Source organism: Cellvibrio sp. KY-GH-1, assembly GCF_008806975.1.
GTDB lineage: Bacteria > Pseudomonadota > Gammaproteobacteria > Pseudomonadales > Cellvibrionaceae > Cellvibrio.
Map to the genome: position 1 here is coordinate 3,641,236 of NZ_CP031728.1, position 20,678 is coordinate 3,661,913.

Annotated in this window: 15 protein-coding genes; 13 read left to right on the top strand and 2 right to left on the bottom strand. The window is 47.1% G+C overall.

The window, feature by feature from the left end:
- Positions 1-21 precede the first annotated feature (21 nt).
- On the top strand, positions 22-1,530 hold the full coding sequence (locus D0C16_RS15350; RefSeq protein WP_151033163.1) for a YifB family Mg chelatase-like AAA ATPase: 1,509 nt from the start codon (positions 22-24) through the stop codon (positions 1,528-1,530).
- A gap of 7 nt (positions 1,531-1,537) precedes the next feature.
- On the opposite strand, the gene D0C16_RS15355 is transcribed toward D0C16_RS15350, so the two are convergent.
- A complete protein-coding gene (locus tag D0C16_RS15355; RefSeq protein WP_151033164.1) occupies positions 1,538-3,247 on the bottom strand; it encodes an EAL domain-containing protein in 1,710 nt (569 codons plus the stop codon).
- 223 nt (positions 3,248-3,470) lie between these two features.
- Here D0C16_RS15355 and rep point away from each other — a divergent pair, with 223 nt between their 5' ends.
- Positions 3,471-5,489 carry a DNA helicase Rep gene (rep, locus tag D0C16_RS15360; protein WP_151033165.1) on the top strand — a complete coding sequence of 673 codons (2,019 nt, stop codon included), beginning with the start codon at positions 3,471-3,473 and terminating at the stop codon, positions 5,487-5,489.
- A gap of 73 nt (positions 5,490-5,562) precedes the next feature.
- Here the strand turns inward: rep and D0C16_RS15365 are convergent, their stop codons facing one another.
- Complete coding sequence (locus tag D0C16_RS15365) at positions 5,563-5,961, bottom strand: cytochrome c5 family protein (protein ID WP_191968504.1); 399 nt, start codon at positions 5,959-5,961, stop codon at positions 5,563-5,565.
- 248 nt (positions 5,962-6,209) lie between these two features.
- Here D0C16_RS15365 and prsK point away from each other — a divergent pair, with 248 nt between their 5' ends.
- The 11 genes from prsK (at position 6,210) to D0C16_RS15420 (ending at position 20,661) form a co-directional block, all read left to right on the top strand.
- A complete protein-coding gene (gene prsK / locus D0C16_RS15370) occupies positions 6,210-8,258 on the top strand; it encodes an XrtA/PEP-CTERM system histidine kinase PrsK (protein ID WP_151033167.1) in 2,049 nt (682 codons plus the stop codon).
- A gap of 9 nt (positions 8,259-8,267) precedes the next feature.
- Entirely contained in the window at positions 8,268-9,671 is a 1,404-nt protein-coding gene (gene prsR / locus D0C16_RS15375; RefSeq protein ID WP_151033168.1) for a PEP-CTERM-box response regulator transcription factor, read from the top strand.
- A gap of 219 nt (positions 9,672-9,890) precedes the next feature.
- Complete coding sequence (locus D0C16_RS15380; protein ID WP_151033169.1) at positions 9,891-10,925, top strand: fibronectin type III domain-containing protein; 1,035 nt, start codon at positions 9,891-9,893, stop codon at positions 10,923-10,925.
- Between the two features lie 177 nt (positions 10,926-11,102).
- The gene (locus D0C16_RS15385) at positions 11,103-11,849 is read left to right on the top strand and encodes a PEP-CTERM sorting domain-containing protein (protein WP_151033170.1); all 747 of its coding nucleotides are present in this window, start codon (positions 11,103-11,105) and stop codon (positions 11,847-11,849) included.
- 123 nt (positions 11,850-11,972) lie between these two features.
- Positions 11,973-13,424, top strand: coding sequence for an exosortase (gene xrt / locus D0C16_RS15390; protein WP_151033171.1), 1,452 nt, complete (start codon positions 11,973-11,975; stop codon positions 13,422-13,424).
- Between the two features lie 9 nt (positions 13,425-13,433).
- Entirely contained in the window at positions 13,434-14,573 is a 1,140-nt protein-coding gene (locus D0C16_RS15395; protein WP_151033172.1) for a glycosyltransferase family 2 protein, read from the top strand.
- Between the two features lie 40 nt (positions 14,574-14,613).
- A complete protein-coding gene (locus D0C16_RS15400) occupies positions 14,614-15,960 on the top strand; it encodes a phenylacetate--CoA ligase family protein (protein WP_151033173.1) in 1,347 nt (448 codons plus the stop codon).
- A complete protein-coding gene (locus D0C16_RS15405) occupies positions 15,948-16,847 on the top strand; it encodes a glycosyltransferase (RefSeq protein ID WP_151033174.1) in 900 nt (299 codons plus the stop codon). The genes D0C16_RS15400 and D0C16_RS15405 overlap by 13 nt, the downstream gene beginning before the upstream one ends.
- Before the next feature lie 80 nt (positions 16,848-16,927).
- Positions 16,928-17,836: a polysaccharide deacetylase family protein gene (locus tag D0C16_RS15410; RefSeq protein WP_191968505.1), complete on the top strand. Its 909-nt coding sequence runs from the start codon at positions 16,928-16,930 to the stop codon at positions 17,834-17,836.
- A 31-nt stretch (positions 17,837-17,867) separates the two neighbouring features.
- A complete protein-coding gene (locus D0C16_RS15415; RefSeq protein WP_151033176.1) occupies positions 17,868-19,523 on the top strand; it encodes a hypothetical protein in 1,656 nt (551 codons plus the stop codon).
- Complete coding sequence (locus D0C16_RS15420) at positions 19,510-20,661, top strand: glycosyltransferase family 4 protein (protein ID WP_151033177.1); 1,152 nt, start codon at positions 19,510-19,512, stop codon at positions 20,659-20,661. Before D0C16_RS15415 ends, D0C16_RS15420 begins: the two co-directional genes overlap by 14 nt.
- Positions 20,662-20,678 lie beyond the last annotated feature (17 nt).

Genomic DNA, 20,678 nt, shown 5'->3' on the forward strand with positions numbered 1-20,678 from the left:
AAACAATCACAAGGAACGTCTATGTCTCTCGCTATTATCTATTCCCGCGCCAAGCTGGGAATCAATGCCCCACTGGTTACTGTCGAAGTCCATATTTCAAATGGCTTGCCTGGCCTCTCCATTGTCGGCCTGCCCGAAACGGCCGTAAAAGAAAGCAAGGATCGGGTGCGCAGTGCCATTATCAACAGCCACCTGGAGTTTCCCGCGCAGCGCATTACTGTCAACCTGGCACCGGCTGACCTGCCCAAAGAAGGGGGGCGTTATGACCTGGCCATTGCACTGGGAATTCTCGCCGCCTCAGGACAAATTCCTGCAGAGCAACTTGAGCGCCACGAGTTTCTGGGAGAACTGGCGCTTTCTGGCGAGTTGCGCCCAATTAGTGCAGCATTACCGGCCGCGCTCGCCTGTGGCGACGCGGGGCGTGACTTGATTATTAGCACAGCGAGTGGTGGCGAAGCGGCGTTTAGCAGTATTACGCGCGTATTTGGTGCAGCCAACCTTTTGCAAGTGTGCGCTCATCTGCACCAGCGAGAACCGCTGAAACAGGCGGAGGCAGCGCAGGACCAGTTCCCGAGCAATCGCGAAATCCTCGACATTCTCGATGTCAAAGGTCAGTCACACGCCAAACGCGCGCTGGAAATAGCCGCTTGCGGTGGTCACAACCTGTTGTTTTACGGCCCGCCGGGTACCGGGAAAACCATGCTGGCCAGCCGGCTACCTGGTTTACTGCCCAACTTGAGCGAACGGGAGATGCTGGACGTAGCCGCCATCTACTCCGTGGCCTCGCAATCCAAAGACTATCAGTGGCGTCAAAGACCTTTTCGCGCCCCGCACCATACGGCCTCTGCTATTGCGCTGGTAGGCGGTGGCACCAACCCCAAACCTGGTGAAATCTCGCTGGCCCATGCCGGTGTATTATTTCTCGACGAACTGCCCGAGTTCTCACGCACGGTACTGGAAGTATTACGCGAGCCGCTGGAAAGCGGCGAAGTGCGAATTTCGCGCGCGCGCAATCAGGCTTGTTTTCCCGCCCGCTTTCAGCTGATCGCGGCGATGAACCCTTGCCCCTGCGGCTACCACGGCAGCGACGCCAATCGCTGCCGCTGCACTCCGGATCAGGTAAAGCGCTACCGCAACAAGATTTCAGGGCCACTGTTAGACAGAATCGACATGCATGTACCCGTTCGCGCTTTACGGCAAGGAGAATTGCAAAGCAAAACTCTGGGGGACAATAGCGCTACTGTGCGCGATCGGGTGGAACTGGCACGCGCACGACAATTGCAACGTCAGGGTAAAGCGAACAACCAACTCTCGGTACCCGAGTTGGAACAACATTGCGATTTGACCAGCAGCGATAAAAACTTACTTGAGCAAGCGATCAACAAACTCGGATTATCGACGCGCGCCTATCACCGCGTGTTAAAACTGGCGCGCACCCTGGCCGATATGAATGATCGCAATCATCTGAACACCGTTGATATTACCGAAGCGCTGAGTTATCGCACTCTCGATCGCCAGCCGGGCAATTAACCGCCCGTTAATTGAGTTGTTGCCGAGCTGCTGACTCCTGCAGCCAATTCATAATTTCAGCGTAGGATTTGGGCGCGGAAAAATAATAGCCCTGCATTAAATCGCAGCCCATTTCCTTCAACCAATCTTTTTGCTCTTTGGTTTCCACACCTTCCGCTACTACCAATTTACCCAAGTTGTGCGCCAGCGAGATCATCGCCGATACCAGACGCTTATCGGTGTGGCTGCGATTTAATTCCTGCAAAAAATTTAAATCAATTTTTACCGTACTAATTGGCAATCGCTGCAAATGCAACAGCGATGAATTTCCCGCACCAAACCTGTCGAGTAAAAAGTTAATGCCAAAAAATGCCAATGGCCGCATGCACAAGGATACCAGTTCAATATTATCGGCAAACACAGTTTCAGTGATTTCAAATTCAATATCACCCGGCTGAATATCACTGTCAGCAAAAATACGCGCGACCTCATGCACCAGATTTTCATCTTTGAATTGGCGCACCGATAAATTAATCGCGACCATTAGGGAGCCACCCCAAAATTTCTGTAAATTTTTCACGTCGTTACAAGCCTGACGAATTGCCCAGTACCCAATGGCCGTTAAAATGCCAGTTTCTTCAGCAGTAGCGATAAAATCGCTCGCATTTAACAGCCCGACGCCAGGTTTTTCCCAGCGCAACAATGCCTCCAAGGCAACCACTTTACCGGTAGAAACATCAACGCGTGGAATATAATGCAATGCAAATTGTTGTTTTTTCAGCGCAGCGCGCAAGTCTGACTCCAATCGCAATTGACGGCGCACATCCTGATTCATCATTTCAGTGAAGAAGCGGTAGTTGCTATTGGATTCTTGCTTGGCTTTATACATCGCCATATCGGCGTGCTTCAATAAGGTGTCCGCATCGCGCCCGGCTTGCGGATAAATGGCGATGCCAATACTGCAACCAACCACCACTTCGTGGCCGTTAATATCGGCGGGCATTTCGATTGCGCGAATAACTTTTTCCGCGATGTGCGCCACGTCGGTATTGTTGGCGATGTTTTGCAACAGTAACGTAAATTCATCGCCGCCCATCCGCGCAACCGAGTCGCTGCGTCGCAAGCAGGCATTCAATCGTTCAGCGCAAATACGAATAATGGCATCGCCAGCGTCGTGACCAAAATTATCATTAACTTGTTTAAAACCGTTGAGGTCAATAAACATTAAGGTGAAACTGTTTTTATCACGCTCCGCCAAATTAATTGCGTGCTCGAGGCGATCGCGAAATAAAATGCGATTGGGCACATCCGTCAATGGGTCATAGTGCGCGAGTCGTGAAAGGTGCTGCTCGGTTTGCTTGCGCTCAATGGCATAGCGCAACGCGCGCTCCAGCAACAAGTGATCAATTTGACCTTTAATTAAATAATCAGCGGCGCCAGCACGAATTGCCTCGCGATCCACTTCGGTTTCCATTTCATCGGTCATCACCACTATCGGGGTTTGACAGGCTTGTACACGCGCGGCGTTTAGCAAGTCGCGCGCATTGGCGTTGCCCCAGTAGTAATCCAGTAAGGCGACATCAAACTCTTGCGAGAGAATTTTATTGAGCGCGGACTCTAACTGGTTGCACCACACCAATTCATATTCAACATGACGGATATGGGACAAAATCTCGGCGATGAGCAAGTATTCACCTTGCTCACGGTCGATAAATAAAATTTTGATCTTTTTGTCCATCGCTCACCGTCTCTTTCCATCGCCCGATTGGCGCGAATATAAACCCCGGATCTGCTCCCATGGTAGCAGCCGTCCGGGGCAAACTAAACGCATCCGGATATAACAAATAACCACTACAAACCCGCTACAGTTATCCTGTGGTTATAGCTGCTGAAATCGCGATTGCAAGGCGATTCCGGCTTGCTAGAATGCTCGCCCGACGTTTACCCTCCAGGCCATTGCAGTGACCCAACTCAACCCCCGCCAGAAAGAAGCCGTGCTTTATATCGATGGCCCCTGCCTGGTACTGGCGGGTGCCGGTAGCGGCAAGACCAGCGTAATTACACGCAAGATCGCCTATTTGATTGAACAGTGCGGCATTCCCGCACGCCATATCGCCGCCCTCACCTTTACCAACAAGGCCGCGCGCGAAATGAAAGAACGCGCCAGCAAACTGGTAAAAGGCAGCGCCTCCAAAGGCCTGACAGTTTCCACTTTTCACAACCTGGGCCTGAATATCATCCGCAAGGAGCACAAGGCCCTGGGCTTCAAACCCGGTTTTTCCATCTTCGATTCAGAAGATGCACGCTCCCTGCTGAAAGAACTTATGTTGAAAGATGGCGACCTAGATAGCGACCATCTGGATCTGGTGCAACACCAAATCTCCAACTGGAAAAACGACCTGGTTGTACCCGAGCGCGCCCTGAGTATGGCGCAAAGCCAGGGTGAGCAGACGATCGCCATGATATATCTGCGCTACAATCAGGCTTTGCGCGCCTATAACGCGGTGGACTTTGACGATCTAATCCTGATTCCGGTGGAGCTGTTTCAAACCAATAGTGACGTACTTGCACGCTGGCAGCGCAAAATCCGCTACTTATTGGTCGATGAATATCAGGACACCAACTCCAGCCAGTATCTGCTGGTGCAATTAATTGTAGGCAATCGTGGCGCGCTTACTGTGGTGGGCGACGATGACCAATCCATTTACGCCTGGCGCGGCGCCCGCCCGGAAAACATGGGCCTGCTAAAACAGGACTACCCCAACTTGCGAGTAATCAAGTTGGAGCAAAACTATCGCTCCACCAGCCGTATACTGCGTGTAGCCAACCATTTGATTGCCAACAACCCCCACGAATTCGATAAAGCCCTGTGGAGTGACATGGGCCTGGGCGATCCCATTCGCGTTATTCGCTGCAAAAATGAAGAGGCCGAAGCCGAGCGCATCGCCACCGAAATCATTACCCAACGCTTACAAAAACAGTACAAATTCCGCGATTTTGCGGTGCTCTACCGCGGCAACCACCAGGCGCGCCTACTGGAAATGAAACTCCAGCATCACCAGATTCCCTACAAGATGAGCGGCGGCTCCTCATTTTTTGCCAAGACCGAAATCAAGGACGTGATGGCCTATTTGCGTTTGATCGTAAACCCGGACGATGACAACGCCTTTTTACGCATAATCAATACCCCGCGCCGACAAATAGGCACCAGCACACTGGAGGCACTGGGTACCTATGCCAGCGAACGCCAGATCAGTCTATTTGCCGCACTGGATGAGATAGGCTTACAAAGTCGCATTCCGGAGAAAAACCTGGAACGCATCCAGCGTTTTGCGCACTGGGTCAAGCAAGTGGGACGCAATTGCACCGGTGATAACCCGGTCAATGCCATACGCGAGATGCTCAATGACATCGACTATGAAGGCTGGCTACATCAAAATTCGAATACCCCCAAAGCAGCAGAAAAACGTATGGAAAATGTGTTTTACCTGGTGGAGTCGCTGCAAAAAACCCTGGATAAAACCGATGGTGATGATGAGGAAAATGATACCCGCATGGAGGATGCCATCGCCAAACTGGTGCTGCGCGATCTATTGGAGCGGCAAGAGGAGGAAGATACCAGCGATCAGGTGCAACTGATGACTCTGCATGCATCCAAAGGCCTGGAGTTTCCACATGTGTTTATGGTGGGCATGGAAGAAGATTTATTGCCCCATCGCAACAGTATTGAAGATAACAATATTGAAGAAGAGCGCCGACTGACCTACGTGGGGATTACCCGCGCCAAGCGCACACTTAATATGACCCTGGCGGGCAAGCGCAAACAATTTGGTGAAATGAGTGAAACCACTCCCAGCCGTTTTCTGGATGAATTACCTACGGAAGATGTGGAATGGGAAGGTTTTGGTGAACAGAGCGAGGCCAAAAATCTGGCCAAAGGTGAAGAAACCCTTTCCAGTCTGCTGAATTTGTTTGATTGACCGACCTTACACATTTTTCGCCCAATAAAAAAGCGACCCTGAGGTCGCTTTTTTATTGGCTGACAGCAAGCAACTATTTGCTACCCTCAATCATGTAGTCCACTGCGCCTTTGATTTCATCATCAGTACAGGCTGCACACATACCTTTTGGTGGCATAGAGTTAAATCCGCCTAACGCATGGGTATAGAGGGTCTCTTTGCCCTTGGCTACCCGTGGTGCCCAATCTGCGGCTGTACCGTACTTTGGCGCACCCATCAGGCCAGCGCTATGACAGGTAGTGCAGAAACTGCCGAACACGTCCTTACCGGATTTAGGGCCAGCGGCAGCCGCCGGCGCTGGCGCTGCCGCACATTCATCACCGGACATACAGGTGCTACCTACCGGTGCAGTGCGCGCCTTCACATCATCTTCCGCAACAGCGGTGCCAGCAACCAAACCTGCAACAAACAGAATTCCAAACAGCTTCTTCATGGGGCTCACGGTGATTTCCTCGATGGTATTGTCGGGCGACGGGAACCTGTATCCGTCCAACCCAGTTTATAGGTGCGCAGGGTAAAAAGCCTGAGGCACATCAAATCGGCGCGCATTATAGCGGCAAATAACCCTACAGGCGAAGTGCGTATTCGCGGCTTTACGGCGCTTTGTCGCGATTTGATACATTGCTATCTACTGTTATGCTTATCAACTCAGCCTTATACCCAATTGGGACTAAATTCGTTATGGAATATAACAGCGTCACCCTGGTTGCCTATTTCAGTGCTGCGGTCGTCGCCGCGCTATTAACGGCTACCTATTTATTCCAGCTGACTCGCCAGCGAAAAACCTGGATTTTTGCTGGCGCCGCCGCCATACACACGTTGCACTTAGGCAGCGTTGCGCTGTCCTTCTCGAATTACTCAATCCCGCTGTACATGCTCATTATCTTTGAATATCTGCACTACAACGCCTGGGTATTCTGCATAAGCCTCAATTTGAAACGCAGCAGCCAGCGAAGACAATTACCCACTAGCATGCAGTTGTTATTTAGCGGTGGTTGGCCAATCACCGCGCTGGCCATTGCCATGCTGTTTATCCCTAATGTGAATCAGGCGGGACTGTCGGTGTGGTTTGCACTGGGGCTGGCGGTAATCGCGCTGGTCAGCGTCGAGCAACTCTACCGCTTTGCGGCGGAAAACGATCGCCAGATAAAGTTGCTTTGCATGAATTTGGCGGCAATTTTCCTCTATGACATCTATCTATTTACCCATGCGCTGATCTTTAAGGGGCTCGACCCGATGCTCTGGCAATCGCGCGCTGCTGTATCTATCGCAACCTGCCTATTTATGGCATTGGGGGGCCTGCTGTTATTGCAGCAAACCGAACGTCCTGCCAATTTCAATCTCTCTCGGCCTATCGCGTTTTACACCACATCCCTGGTTGGAGTCGGGGTTCTAATCACCGTACTCTCATTAGGTGGATACTATGTGCGTCTTTACGGCGGCAACTGGGGAACTGTTTTCTACAGCTTGTTGTTGGTAGCCGCAGTATTACTTATCGCTACAGTGTTCGTTTCAAGTCGTATCCGTATGCGGCTATCTGTGCTTATCAACAAACATTTATTTCGCTACAAATACGACTACCGCAATGAGTGGTTGCGCCTGATCAATTATCTGGCTCAACCCGCCGACGCCAGTGAAGTCAACCAGCGCGCATTTTTTGCTGTTGCCTCTACCACTAAAGCGCCCAGTGGCGCGATCTGGTTGCGCAAGCAGGGGTTTTATGAGCCAGTCTACCGGGCCAACCTGCCCGGCTTTGTCGACCTGCAAGAGGAACCAGTAGACAGCCCATTTTGCCGCGCGTTTATCGAATCCGAGTGGGTATTTATTCCCGATAGCGGTGACAACCAGGCGCTCGGTCAGCACAACGAGCTGCTGCCCGGCTGGACCCATAATATCCCCGACCTATGGATTCTCTTTCCATTGATCGTCGGCGAGGAGCTGGTCGGTTTTATGGCCCTCACCAAACCTGGTGGCGATGAAACCCTGACCTGGGAAGATCTGGACTTGCTTAAAACCATGGGGCGCCAGGTTGCCAGCTACCTTAAGCGCCATCAACAAGCCGAACAATTGGTGGAAGGGCGCCAGTTTGATACCTACAACAAACTGGTTGCTTTTATTATTCATGATCTCAACAACCTGATTGCCCAGCAGGCACTAGTCGTCCGCAACGCCGAAAAACACAAAGGCAACCCGGCATTTATAGAAGACGCGATTAAAACCATCAGTAATTCAGTTGACCGCATGAACAACTTGCTGAAAAAGTTGCGCCGCGATGACTCCGATTTAGTCAAACGCCTCTCGATTAGCGAAGTTGTCAATCAAGCGGTACAAGAATGCCAACAACGCAGCAGCCCCAAGCTAACCGCAGAGATTGAATCCAGTCTACGCACAATCAACGCCGACCAGGTAAGACTGGTGATGACTATTACCAACTTCATCAAAAATGCTCAGGAAGCGACCCCGGACACTGGCCGGGTTCATGTTACACTTGAGATACAACAACATAGAGCCACAATTATGATTGAGGACACAGGCTCGGGGATGGACTGGGACTTTATCCACAATCGATTATTCAAACCCTTTGAAACAACCAAATCCGGTAAAGGTATGGGAATTGGCGTGTATCTATCGCGCGAATACATTAGCGAATTGAGTGGAACCCTGAATGTCGCCAGCGAAGTTGGCGAAGGTACAACCATTACAATTACCCTGCCACTGAACAAGGATTAGCGGGATCGCATGAGCAAATCAACCACCACCAAACCTATTCTCCTGATTGTTGAAGATGACACCGGCCTGCAAAGCCAATTGCGCTGGCATTTTGATCAATACGAAACTGTCGTTGCCGATAATCGTCAAGACGCGATAGCCGCTCTACGCCTGCACGAAGCGCCAGTCATTATTCAGGATCTTGGCCTACCTCCCGATGAAGATGGTGTCGATGAAGGATTTAAATGCATACAGGACATTTTGCGTATCGCACCCAATAGCAAAATTATTGTGATGACAGGTAAAACAGATCGCGACAACGCACTGCGCGCTGTCGCCATGGGCGCCTATGATTTTTACCAAAAGCCGGTAGATCCCAACACGCTGGATTTGATCGTGCAGCGAGCCTTCCACATCTTTGACTTGGAAGATTACAACCGTCGCCTAAATATCTCGCAGCAAGCACCGCTCGAAGGTATGATCACCAACGATCCACAAATGCTCAAAATTTGTCGCCAGCTGGAAAAAATTTCCCCAACAACAGTAACCTGTACTTTGCTGGGGGAAAGCGGCACCGGCAAGGAAGTTATGGCGCGCGCCATTCACCAACTTAGCCCCAGGAGAAACAAGCGCTTTGTCGCCATCAATTGCGCGGCCGTACCTGAAAATCTGATTGAGAGCGAGCTGTTTGGCTATGAAAAGGGAGCTTTTACCGGGGCCAATAAAACCACCCTTGGCAAGGTAGAAACCGCCCATGAAGGCACCCTGTTTCTCGATGAAATTGGTGATATGCCTCACAATTTGCAAGCGAAACTTTTGCGCTTTTTACAGGAAAGAGTTATTGAACGCGTCGGCGGCAGAAGTGAAATTCCCGTGGATGTGCGGGTGATATGCGCTACCAATAAAGATCTGGAAGCCATGGTACGCGATGGCAGTTTCCGCGAAGATTTGTTTTACCGCATTTGCGAAATGACGGTTAACATTCCACCCCTTCGCAATCGCCTTGGCGATAAGGTCTTATTGGCGCGCCACTTTAAGTTGCAGTTCGCCAAGGAGCACGGTCAAAACGTAACGGGATTTACGCCTGATGCTATCGCCGCCATCGAAAACTATGCGTGGCCAGGCAATATCCGCGAAATGGAAAACAAAATAAAACGCGCTGTAATTATGGCTGACGGTAAATATGTCACCCGAGAGGATTTGGGCTTGGCTGAAGCTGGTGAGCTATCGCTCAATTTACGGCATGTCCGCCAGGAGGCAGAGCGAGGTGCCATATTGCGCGCACTAAGCATGACCGACAACAATATCTCGGCCGCCGCCAAGCTATTGGGAGTCACCCGGCCAACGTTTTATGATCTTATTAAAAAATATGATGTAAACCAAAACTATCTCGAAAACGGCAATGATCACGAAAAAAATGATTCTGCGATTTAAAGCACATAAACAGGCCCTTGAAAATTGCCTTATATAACTAAAGAAAATAAAACCGCGTGCCTCTCAACGACACACTCATCACAGTCACTGAAGAATTTGTCGCGTTTTTTAAAAAATAGGCTCCCTGCAACGAGCGCTTAAAGTGCCGCGTGCTAAAAATAATTTTCAATCGAATGAACTAACGCCAATTCCACTAGAGCCTTCCGGATACCAAGAAAGATGTTCAATGTAAGAAACCGCACCTCGAGTTATTTACTGCCCATACTGCTCTCGTTATTTCTCGCAGGCTGCGGTGGCGCTGCTGGCGATACAGACCCACCAACAACAAATAAACCCGAAGGCAGCAGCTCACAGCAAATATTGACTAGCAGCGCATCATCAAAAATGATTGATAGCAGTGCGGCGAGCACATCAACACAAACATCCAGCGCCGCCAAAACCTCATCCGCCCTTGCCACATCTTCGGTTTATCAGCGAGCTTCGCGCAGCAGTACCAATAGCAGCGAAGACGGAGCACCAACAGAATTTGGAGAAGACATCACACCTCCTGGCAACACAAAGCTCTTTTTGCAATCCACCACAGAAACCAGCGCCACGCTGATATGGGGACATGCCGCCGACGATACCGGGGTTTATCAGTACAAAATTGAGCGGAACGATAAACCAATTGCCACACTGGAGTTCCCAACTTACACGTATACGGACACAACCCTGGCGCCATCCACTTACTACAGCTATACAATTCAAGCTATTGATTTCAATGGCAATGCCTCTGAAAAATCACCCGTCCTCACCATTCGCACCCAAGCGACGACCGGCTCGCCCATAACGTCCGCCAGCAGCCAGTCATCCTCACTCAGTAGCACCCCTAGCTCCGCAAGCAGCATCTCCAGCAAGGACAATTCAAGTAAGAGCAGCGTTAAGTCAAGCTCTTCTAAAAATAGCAGCAGCTCATCGAGCAGCACCTCAAGCTCATCCCGCGCCTCTAGCAGCACGTCAGGATCACCCAAGACTGTTCAATTAAAATGGAGACATCCGACCCAGAGGGCCAACGGTAGCTATCTCGAGCTCGATGACATCGGTGGTTATGAAATACGCAAAAAAACAAGCATATCAATTAGCTATATAAAAATACCTGGAAGCACAACAACCAATTACACGCTAACCGACATAGCTGCAGACGATAAGATTGATATCGCGGTTTACGATACAAATGGTTTTTACAGCGACTTTATCCAAATATATCCACGCTGAGAATTATAGTTGGCAGCCCGAGCAAAGAGTGTCGCATTTTTTTACACCCACTTGTCGCACAGCCAAAATGGCGTTCGCAACTCATTGTTACTAAAGACATTTAAATAAATGGCATTATTTGTGCTAACTTCAAAAGGCGTTAACACATCACTCACATCCACACGGAAGGATATTGTCATGAAATCATTTAAAACCCTTTTGGCTGGTGGCGCTATCGCCCTCGCCTCAATGAGTTCACAAGCCGCACTTCTTAGCATCAATTTCAGCACCGATCCTAATGCTGAAGCGGATTTCTTGTCCTCTTTAGTAGGCGCAAAAGCAACCGAAACCTTCAATGGTCTCGGCGGTGCGTATGAGAGCATCGGAGCAGGCGACCAAAACAAGTGGGAAAACCGCAGCAGCGTCTTCAACACTGCCGTTGGTACCTTTGAATTAATTACCGCTGGTCAAACTACCGGTAATCCTCATAACGACCAACTCATGATTGAAAGCCGCAGAACCGGCGAGTTCGGCCGTCAATCACTTGCAAGCGGGACCAAAGATTACTGGCTCGACAGCAATGATGCCGAACTTGTTACTTGGACGTTTGGCGCACCGCTGACCGGAAGCTTTAATGCATTTGGTTTCTACATCGCCGATGCAACCGACCAAGGCGCAACCCTGACACTGAAGTTTACCAACGGCACGTCAACTCAAGTTGTTATCCCTGCATTTAACACTAACGGCAATGTTGGTTATGTCACCATCAAAAGCGATGTTAACGTGTTAGGCGGCGTTCTCGAGTTCATTAACAGCAACAACCACGATGGCTGGGGCATTGATGATGTAACCGTAGGTACAGTTCCAGAACCAAGCACCCTGCTTTTAATGGGCCTGGGATTGTTAGGGTTAGGTGCTGCACGTCGTCGCAACGCCGCACAATAACATCCCGCAGCTTTGCATAAAAAAGCCGACCACTGGTCGGCTTTTTATTTGGCACCAAAAACCATAACTGTAAAAAATCACGCGCATCAGGTAACATTCCAAAAAATTGCCTGGATTGCCAGCATGGAAGATTACAACAATCACCAACCAAAACTGCACACCATCTACTTAAAACTGCTTCCAGTTTTTCTGGTTGTCTTGATCTCACTGCTTCATCACGAAACGGTCCAATCCCTTTTTGTTCGTTGGATAAAATGGGACGAGAGCTTGTCTCACGGATTAATCATTGTTGGATTGTTTTTTTTCTTTCTTTTTTCTATTTCCCCATTAATAGCACAACCCAAATCGAAAGGGCTTCAAATCTTTTTTTTGGGTTCGCTTGGGGCATCTTCAATAATTTGGTACCTCTCCAACCTTATAAATTTGCAAATTATTGAGCAACTATCATTACTGTCCCTTATCGTCTTCACTTTTGTCTGTGTTTTCGGAACTCACATTTTACGGCAACAAATTGTATTACTATTGTTACCTATCTTCGCCATTCCAATATGGGACCAATTAGTAAACCCGCTGGTAAATCTCAGCGGGTTTATGGTCGGCAAAATGGTACAGCAAATTAATATTGCTGCCGTAATTGATAACAACAGCATATTCATTCCTTATGGGGAAATAATTATCGCCGACGGCTGCTCCGGCCTCAGATATCTTACTATCTCCCTCGCGATAGCCTATATAATCAGCTATTTGAATGGGTACTCAGTTAAAAAAACGCTTGTTGCTCTCTGCATTGCAACAATAATAGGCCTGCTTTCAAACTGGATTAGGATTTTTATTCTAGTCATCGTAGGCTATGAGTCCCAGATGCAAAGTTCGTTGATGAGTGACCATGAATATTTCGGTTGGGGACTATTCGCACTTATAGTGTTCCCGGCAATTTATTTCGCGCCGGTAGTCAAACGCGCCCCCCCAGTCTCCAGACAAAAACATAGCGCGCCATCGACACAGGCAGCAATCGCACCACTGCTTGTACTGTGTATAGGCCCAGCCCTTTCGCATTTTCTCCACATCGCCCCTTCACCGTCAACGATCCCGGATAAAATTCCTCACAAATACGCACCGATACTTTCCAAAAAAATGCCTATTTCTGTCGAGGCTGGCAACCCGACGAAATCTGAAAATGCGATAGACGGTAATCGTGTATTTGTACAAATTAGCCATTATCAAAGAAAGGATAGCAACGCAAAACTCGTCCCGTATATTGCGCGCCTTTATGACAACATTAGCTGGTCAATTATCAATGAACAGATCAATAAAACTGACGCGTTTTCATTTAGAATTCAAATTTTTCGCAACAAACATAACGGTATAATCGTTGCGCAAACGCAATGGTTCGATGTGGCAGGAATGACCACTAACAATTATTCGATTGCGAAGCTGTTACAAATTCCAGCCATCATCGGCGGACACAATACTTTTTCAATGTACACGCTACAAAGCATCTGCACATCCTCTAGCTGCGCACTAGAGACAGACAACATAATGAATCTTGGTAAGATACTTACCAACAGCAATTAAGGAGTTACCTTGGAAATTTTTTTTTGGTTAAGCGGCCTGCTGATTATCTATATTTATATAGGCTATCCACTACTCCTTAAGTGGCTCCCACGTCACCCGGAGCCTTCGAGCGCTCCAGAGGCACCCCTTCCAAAAATTACCGTAATTATTCCCGCGTTTAATGAAGAAAAATGCATACAAGCAACCATCCTGAACAAACTAACATCAAACTATCCTGCGCATCAGCTGCAAGTGATTGTTGTTTCCGATGAATCAGAAGATGCGACCGATACGATAGTCACGACAATCGCGGAACAAGATTCGCGAGTAAGTTTAATCAGGCAATCCCCTCGCCAAGGGAAAACATCGGGGTTAAACCTCGCGATTCCACAGGCAACAGGCGATATCATTATTTTTTCCGACGCTAACAGCCAGTACCATCCGGACGCAATCAAGCACCTGGTTGCAATGTTTAACAATCCGGAAATCGGCTATGTCACAGGGAAAATGGTTTATGTTAATGAAGATGGTAGTTTAATTGGCGATGGTTGCAGCGCCTATATGAAATATGAAAACCACTTGCGGTCCCTTGAATCTGCGACAGGATCAGTCGTTGGAGTAGATGGTGGCATTGATGCAATCCGCAAGGAGCTCTATCAACCAATGAATCAAGACCAATTACCTGATTTTGTTTTGCCCTTGAAGGTCGTAACCCAGGGAAAGCGAGTCGCCTATTGTGAAAATGCCTTACTCAATGAAGAGTCACTTAGTTCAGCTCAATCTGAATTCCGTATGCGTGTCAGAGTTTCCTTAAGAGCATATTGGGCCATGTGGGACATGAAACACCTGTTCAACCCATTCATTTACAAATGGTTTACGCTGCAATTAGCATCACACAAACTTTTACGCTACCTCGCATTTATTCCTTTGTTTATTGCATTTGTCAGCAACGGGTTAATTACGGGCGACAGTATTTTTTATGCAGTGACATTTATCACCCAAGTTACTTTCTATTCATCCGCAGCGTTTGTAGCGCTAAACGACGGCAGTAAAAATAAGTGGTTCGGCTTGGCTCACTACTTTTGTTTGATAAATATTGCGTCAGCAATGGCATTTATTAAATTTGTAAAAAGAGAAAAAATTATCCTTTGGAAACCACGAGTTGGTTAAGCCTGGCGCAAATCACCAAGACATCAGTAAGGAAAAACCATTGAATCACTTTGACAAACTGCTCGGCAAACTCGCCTACACGGCCTGGGATTTCAAGGAGGGATACGTACGTCTGACTGAATATAAAAACCTAAAAAAGCAAGGCTATTTAGATACGCAAGCATTGACTGAACTGCAAACAAAAAAGCTGAATGCACTTATAAAACATGCAGCTACGACAAGCCCTTGGTATAAAAAAATCATCGCTGATATCGGATTGAATATCAATCAAAACATTCGTCTTTCCGATCTATCCCGATTCCCCATTACCACCAAGCTTCAAATACGCGAAAATACCGAACAATTTATTAGCTCCGCTTTTAATAAAGCGAACATGGCAACAGCGAAGACTGGCGGTTCTACCGGAGTTTCCTTAAATTTGTTTTTTGATACCCACTGCCAAAAGTTGCGCAATGGAGCACAAATTTATGCTGACTCATTTAGCGGGTGGACCCCAGGGATGAGAGTCGCCGCTGTCTGGGGAAACCCGCCCGTTCCAAAAACGCTAAAACAAAAAATCCGCTGGTTCCTTTTGGAGCGAATGATCTATTTAGACACAATGAACCTCGATCCCAAGTCGATGAATGAGTTTGTTGCTAATTGGCGTTGTTTCAAACCAGAAATGATTTTCGGCCATTCACATTCCATTTATATTTTCGCAAAACACTTACTAAGCAATTGCATCCAGGACTTGCGCCCTCAAGGCATAGTTGCCACCTCAATGATGCTACTGGATCACGAACGCGCAGTAATCGAAGAAGCATTCCAATGCAAAGTCAGTAATCGTTACGGCTGTGAAGAAGTGGGGCTTATTGGTGTTGAATGCGAACAACACCAAGGAATGCATATTAACGCAGCTCACATTATCCTCGAGTGTCTGGATGAAAATAACAATCCCGTTCCCTACGGCTCGCCAGGAAAACTGGTTATTACCGACCTCAATAACTATGGCATGCCATTAATCCGCTATCGCGTAGAAGATATGGGAGTACTTAGTGAGCGTCGGTGTACTTGCGGTAGAACGACGCCTATTCTGGAACGCCTTGAAGGTAGAATTGCTGACTTCCTGAAAAAAATAGATGGCGGCCAAGTTGCCGGGGTATCTCTTGTTGAGCGAACCCTCACCAAAATTCCCGGTATTGAGCAAATGCAATTAGTTCAAGAAAAAATCGACGAAATAATTATTAACCGTGTAAAGGGCCCTGAATACACAGACAATACAGACAAAAGTTTATTAGAAGAGTTTCGTATTGTATTTGGGGAAAAAGTTTCTTTTGATATTCGCGATACCGATAAAATTCCGCAGGAAAAATCGGGCAAATACAGGTTTTCTATATGCAAGGTGTAATACATACCCACCCCCTGGTTAGTGTTGTAATCGCAACCTACAACATGGGGCAATATATTGATCAAGCAGTTGATTCAATATTGAATCAAACATGGTCCAATATTGAAGTAGTAGTGATTGATGATGGCTCTACCGACAACACCCAGGAAACAATGGGGAAGTACTCCGCCGATCAACGGGTCATCTACATCAGGACACCTAATCAGGGACAACCGAAAGCCAAAAATTGCGGAATTAATAATACTCACGGTGAGTTTATCGCGTTTTGCGACGCGGACGATTTATGGGAAAGTAATAAATTAGAAGTACAAATGCCACTTTTTTCCAACCCAAGTGTAGGAGTTGTATACAGTGAGGTCAGCAACATCGATGAAAACAATATTCGTTACATCAAGCCTGCCTTAGAAACCCGACATACCGGTAAAGTCACCAATCAAATGCTCATTGAAAATTTTGTTCCTTTTGGAACAGCAATAATTCGTCGTCAGTGCATCGAAAAAGACGGCATTTTTGACGAAGAGTTTCGAATGGGCATTGATTGGGATTTATGGCTCCGCTACTCCCTCAACTGGGAGTTTGCATACACACCGGAAAGAACCTATATCTACCGGGTCTGGTCCGGCCAGATGTCAAACAACTACCGTGGCCGCTACGAATTCGCTAACCGAATTTTGAATAAATTTATCACTCAACACAAAGAGCATCTCGACCCTAAATCTGTAAAAAAAGCATGGGCCGACATGTATATGCGTGAAGCCGTCGTATATGCTCGCAATGAAAAACTCTTTTTAATGCCGCTGCGAAAGATTATCCACGGACTGTGGCTGGACCCACTTAAACTCTATGGCTGGAAATCACTCGCCAAACTAATCCTTGGCAAACACTAACTATGCGGCGATATAAGCAATTTTTATTACGACTGGTAGAGTCTTGCGGTGGTCTGAAACTATTGCGATGGCGCAATCGTATGCGCCCTCAGGTTATTATGTATCACCGCATTACTGAAGCCGCATACACAACCGGTCTCCCTCCCGCCGAATTTGAAAAGCAAATTAGCTATCTAGCGAATCATTTTAGAGTCGTATCGATCGAAACATTAGTTCGCGAATTACGAACTGACAGCCTACAGCCCTACACTGTGGCGGTGACATTCGATGATGGCCACCGGGATTTTTACGACTATGCCTGGCCAATCCTGAAAAAATACAATCTTCCAGCCAGTCTCTACGTTACCACAGGCTTTGTGAATGGAGATGTTTGGCTTTGGCCAGATAGATTAAAGTACGTAATGATCAATAGTGCCATAAAGCAATTCACTATCGCCCCCTTGGGTGTGTTGTCTTTTGAAGCAGATAAATTTTCCTCGAGCTGGAATCTTTTAGGAGACTATTGCCTCACCCTTACCAGCGAATTACGCGAGTCGTTTATCAATAAATTGGCACAGATAACAGAGTGCGAAGTTCCCCTCCAACCTGCCGTTCCTTTTTTGCCTGTTACCTGGAGTCAATTAAAAGAAATGGTAGCGGATGGACTCGATGTAGGCAGTCACACGGTTACTCACCCAATATTAAGCGGGTTAAATCACCAAACAATCACAGAAGAACTAGCCAATTCTGCTCAAATCATTAATCGCGAATTGGGTTATAGCGCCAAGGGGATTTGCTATCCCAACGGCCGCCTCTGCGATATCAATGACGACGTGATTCAGTGTGCTGAGCAATGCGGGTATAGCTATGGCCTATTAGCCCGCAATTATCCGATTACCTCCAAGAACCAATATCTTATTGGACGACTGGCTACCAATGCTGATTTTAACTATTTCAAGTGGCTATTGAACCGTCATTCTACAGAGCAGCAACAGCATTATTTCAACTAAATATCATTCTGTTTTTTTTTAGGGTTATTCAGTGACTAGCCAAAATAAATATTTGCCCTTTGTGGCGCTTGCGATAATCGCCGCAATCTCAATCACATTAAAGCTACATGTTTTTTTTGTGGGCTCACCGTACGTCACAATTGACGATAACACCCTTTATGAAGCCGGATTTCTGGTGTGGTTTGGCGAGCCGCCCCCACAGAGAACCTACATTGAAAGCTGGGTGGTTGGACTGTCTTCAATTCTCACTTACACAGTAAAGCTTGCTGCATCGGGAAATCTGGATCTAATTAATATTAATCTTGTCGCTGATGCATACCGTGATTTCGTTAGCGCGCCTGATCAATACATATATAACTACCGAGCACTTATGCTGGTAGCTGACTTCGGAACCGCTATCGTATTGTTCTTTTTCGCTCGCACTATTTTTCGAGAAGAGCCACACGCGAATTGGTGGGCTGCGGCTTCCACCAGTTTATTTTTGCTCAGTTACAACACACTTTGGTGCTATCTCGTTGCACGCCCGGACACCATGACGACGTTTTTGGTTTCATTAGGCACCCTACTCTATTACCAATCCAACTTTGGAGATCGCAAACATTATTTTTATTCGTCGGCGGTTGTGTTAGGTATCGCCACCGGTTTTAAACTGCATGCAAGTCTATTTGTTGTCTTTTTCTTAGCGGATTTAATTCGTCAACTGGGTTTTTTAAACTCAATAAAAAAGGCCATCCCATTTGGGATGCTAGCGCTGGTGGCGTTTTTTATTGCAGCGGGCTCGCCACTATTTGATCCATTACTTTATATTAAGCTGCGTGCTTTAAATATTAAGGATGATGAATCACCCTGGATTCAGTGGGGTGATCAAGTCATCACCGTGCTACGAGGAACTGGCTATATTCTCGCACCAATTGTTATTGGCGGCGCCACGTTCAGCTTTATAATGTATAGAAACACTTTGCCGCCGAAAATAAAAAGTATACTTTTTATGTCGGCAATCTTGCTTGCCACGTTCCTCAGTATTCGCCAATTGCGAGCCTACTGGATGCTGCCGGCACTGCCCATTTTTCTCGTTGCAGGCATATATCTCATAACCCGCGTCCGTATAAAGAGCTTACAAGCCATTGCACTTTTAACTGCAGGTATTATATTTTTCTCCCAACTCTACAGCCAGTCTCATGAATTTGATAACGCACACTATGGTGAGATGAGCAAATGGGTAAAAGATAATGTTAATAGTGAAGATGTCATTTACATTATTGGTTACGACACCCTATTCCTGCCCTGGAATACAACCAGCTTGCAAAATCGGAAGGGTGCCTATGAGTATTTAATCCAAAAGTCACTGCATGAAAATGAGAGTTATACACACCGTCACATACGTCTGTGGGAAGAACGTGCGCGCCTTGAACTAATTAGCATGCTGAATGTTAAATCCACAAGCGGCTTTAACTACTATGGACTAAACACATCCCCGCTTGAATCCTTACAGGGCAAGGTAGAATTTAGCGATATCAAATACGTCTTATCTATGCAAAATTACCGCACCCCGGAAGCAGATGAATTATTAGCGAGGGTACAGCGAGAATTTATCAAAATTACAACCGTCAACGCCCCTGGAGGAAAAGCAGGAACAGGGGGATTGCCCTACGACGTTTATGTGAGAAGAAAAGATGACCCCAAGTAATAAGCGGATACTGCATTTTATCGAGAGCGAAGGGGTTTATGGTGCCGAGCGTGTCATCTTGAATTTGTCGCAACAACTATTAGTACAGGGGGAATACACGCCTGTAGTAGGCTGTATTGTCTCGAGCCCAAATGCTACCAGCGCACTTTATGACGCGGCCATAAAACTAAATATAGAAGCAATAAAAATTCCTATTGCCAATAGCCGTCTTATCGTTGACTTATACAAAGCATCTAAACAACTAACAGCAGAAAAAATTTCACTCATTCATTCACATGGATATAAACCCTCGGTTTTTGGCTATCTGCTTAAGAAGATAACGAACATTCCCGTCATAGCCACTTGTCATCTTTGGTTTGAACCGTCCAAAGGACCGCTTAAGATGCGAGTGATGATTACTCTGGAAAAATTTTTCTATCGTTGGTTTCCTAAAATTATTGCGGTCTCTGAACCCATAAAACAAATACTTTTGGACAGCAAACTGCCTGCCGAAAATATTGAACTCATTCGCAACGGTGTTGACACACCTGAAATAAAATTATGTACGGAAGAAAAATTCGCATTGCGCCAAACACTGGGCGTTTCGCCCAATGACTATTGCATACTCAATAGCGCTCGATTAAATCGCCAGAAAGCGCAATGGGTTCTGATTAAGGCCGCTAAATTACTTAAGTTACAGGGTGCCAACGTAAAAATCCTTATCGTTGGCGAGGGACCTTTGCACCAGGAGCTATCTGAATTAATCGCGCGTGAGCAAGTAGAAGATCAAGTAAAGCTGTTAGGCTTCCGATGCGACATTGATAAATTGCTCAGTATTGCAGATTTATTCGCGCTTCCATCTATCGACGAAGGCATGCCAATGAGCCTGCTTGAAGCGGCAGCGGCGAAAACTCCTATAGTGTCCACAGATGTAGGAGACATCGGCAAGCTGATCAAGCACGAAAACACGGGATTAATAATTCCGTTAGAATCACCCGAAGCACTGGCATCCGCTATTATCAGATTGCAAAACGACACATTGCTCGCGCAAAGGCTTGCGATAAGTTGTCATGAGTCCATGGTATTGAATTATTCAAGCAGGGCGATGTGCCTTGCTTACCTACCTATTTACCAATCCCTTATTCCCAATAGCGTGTGAGCACATCGATATGCAAC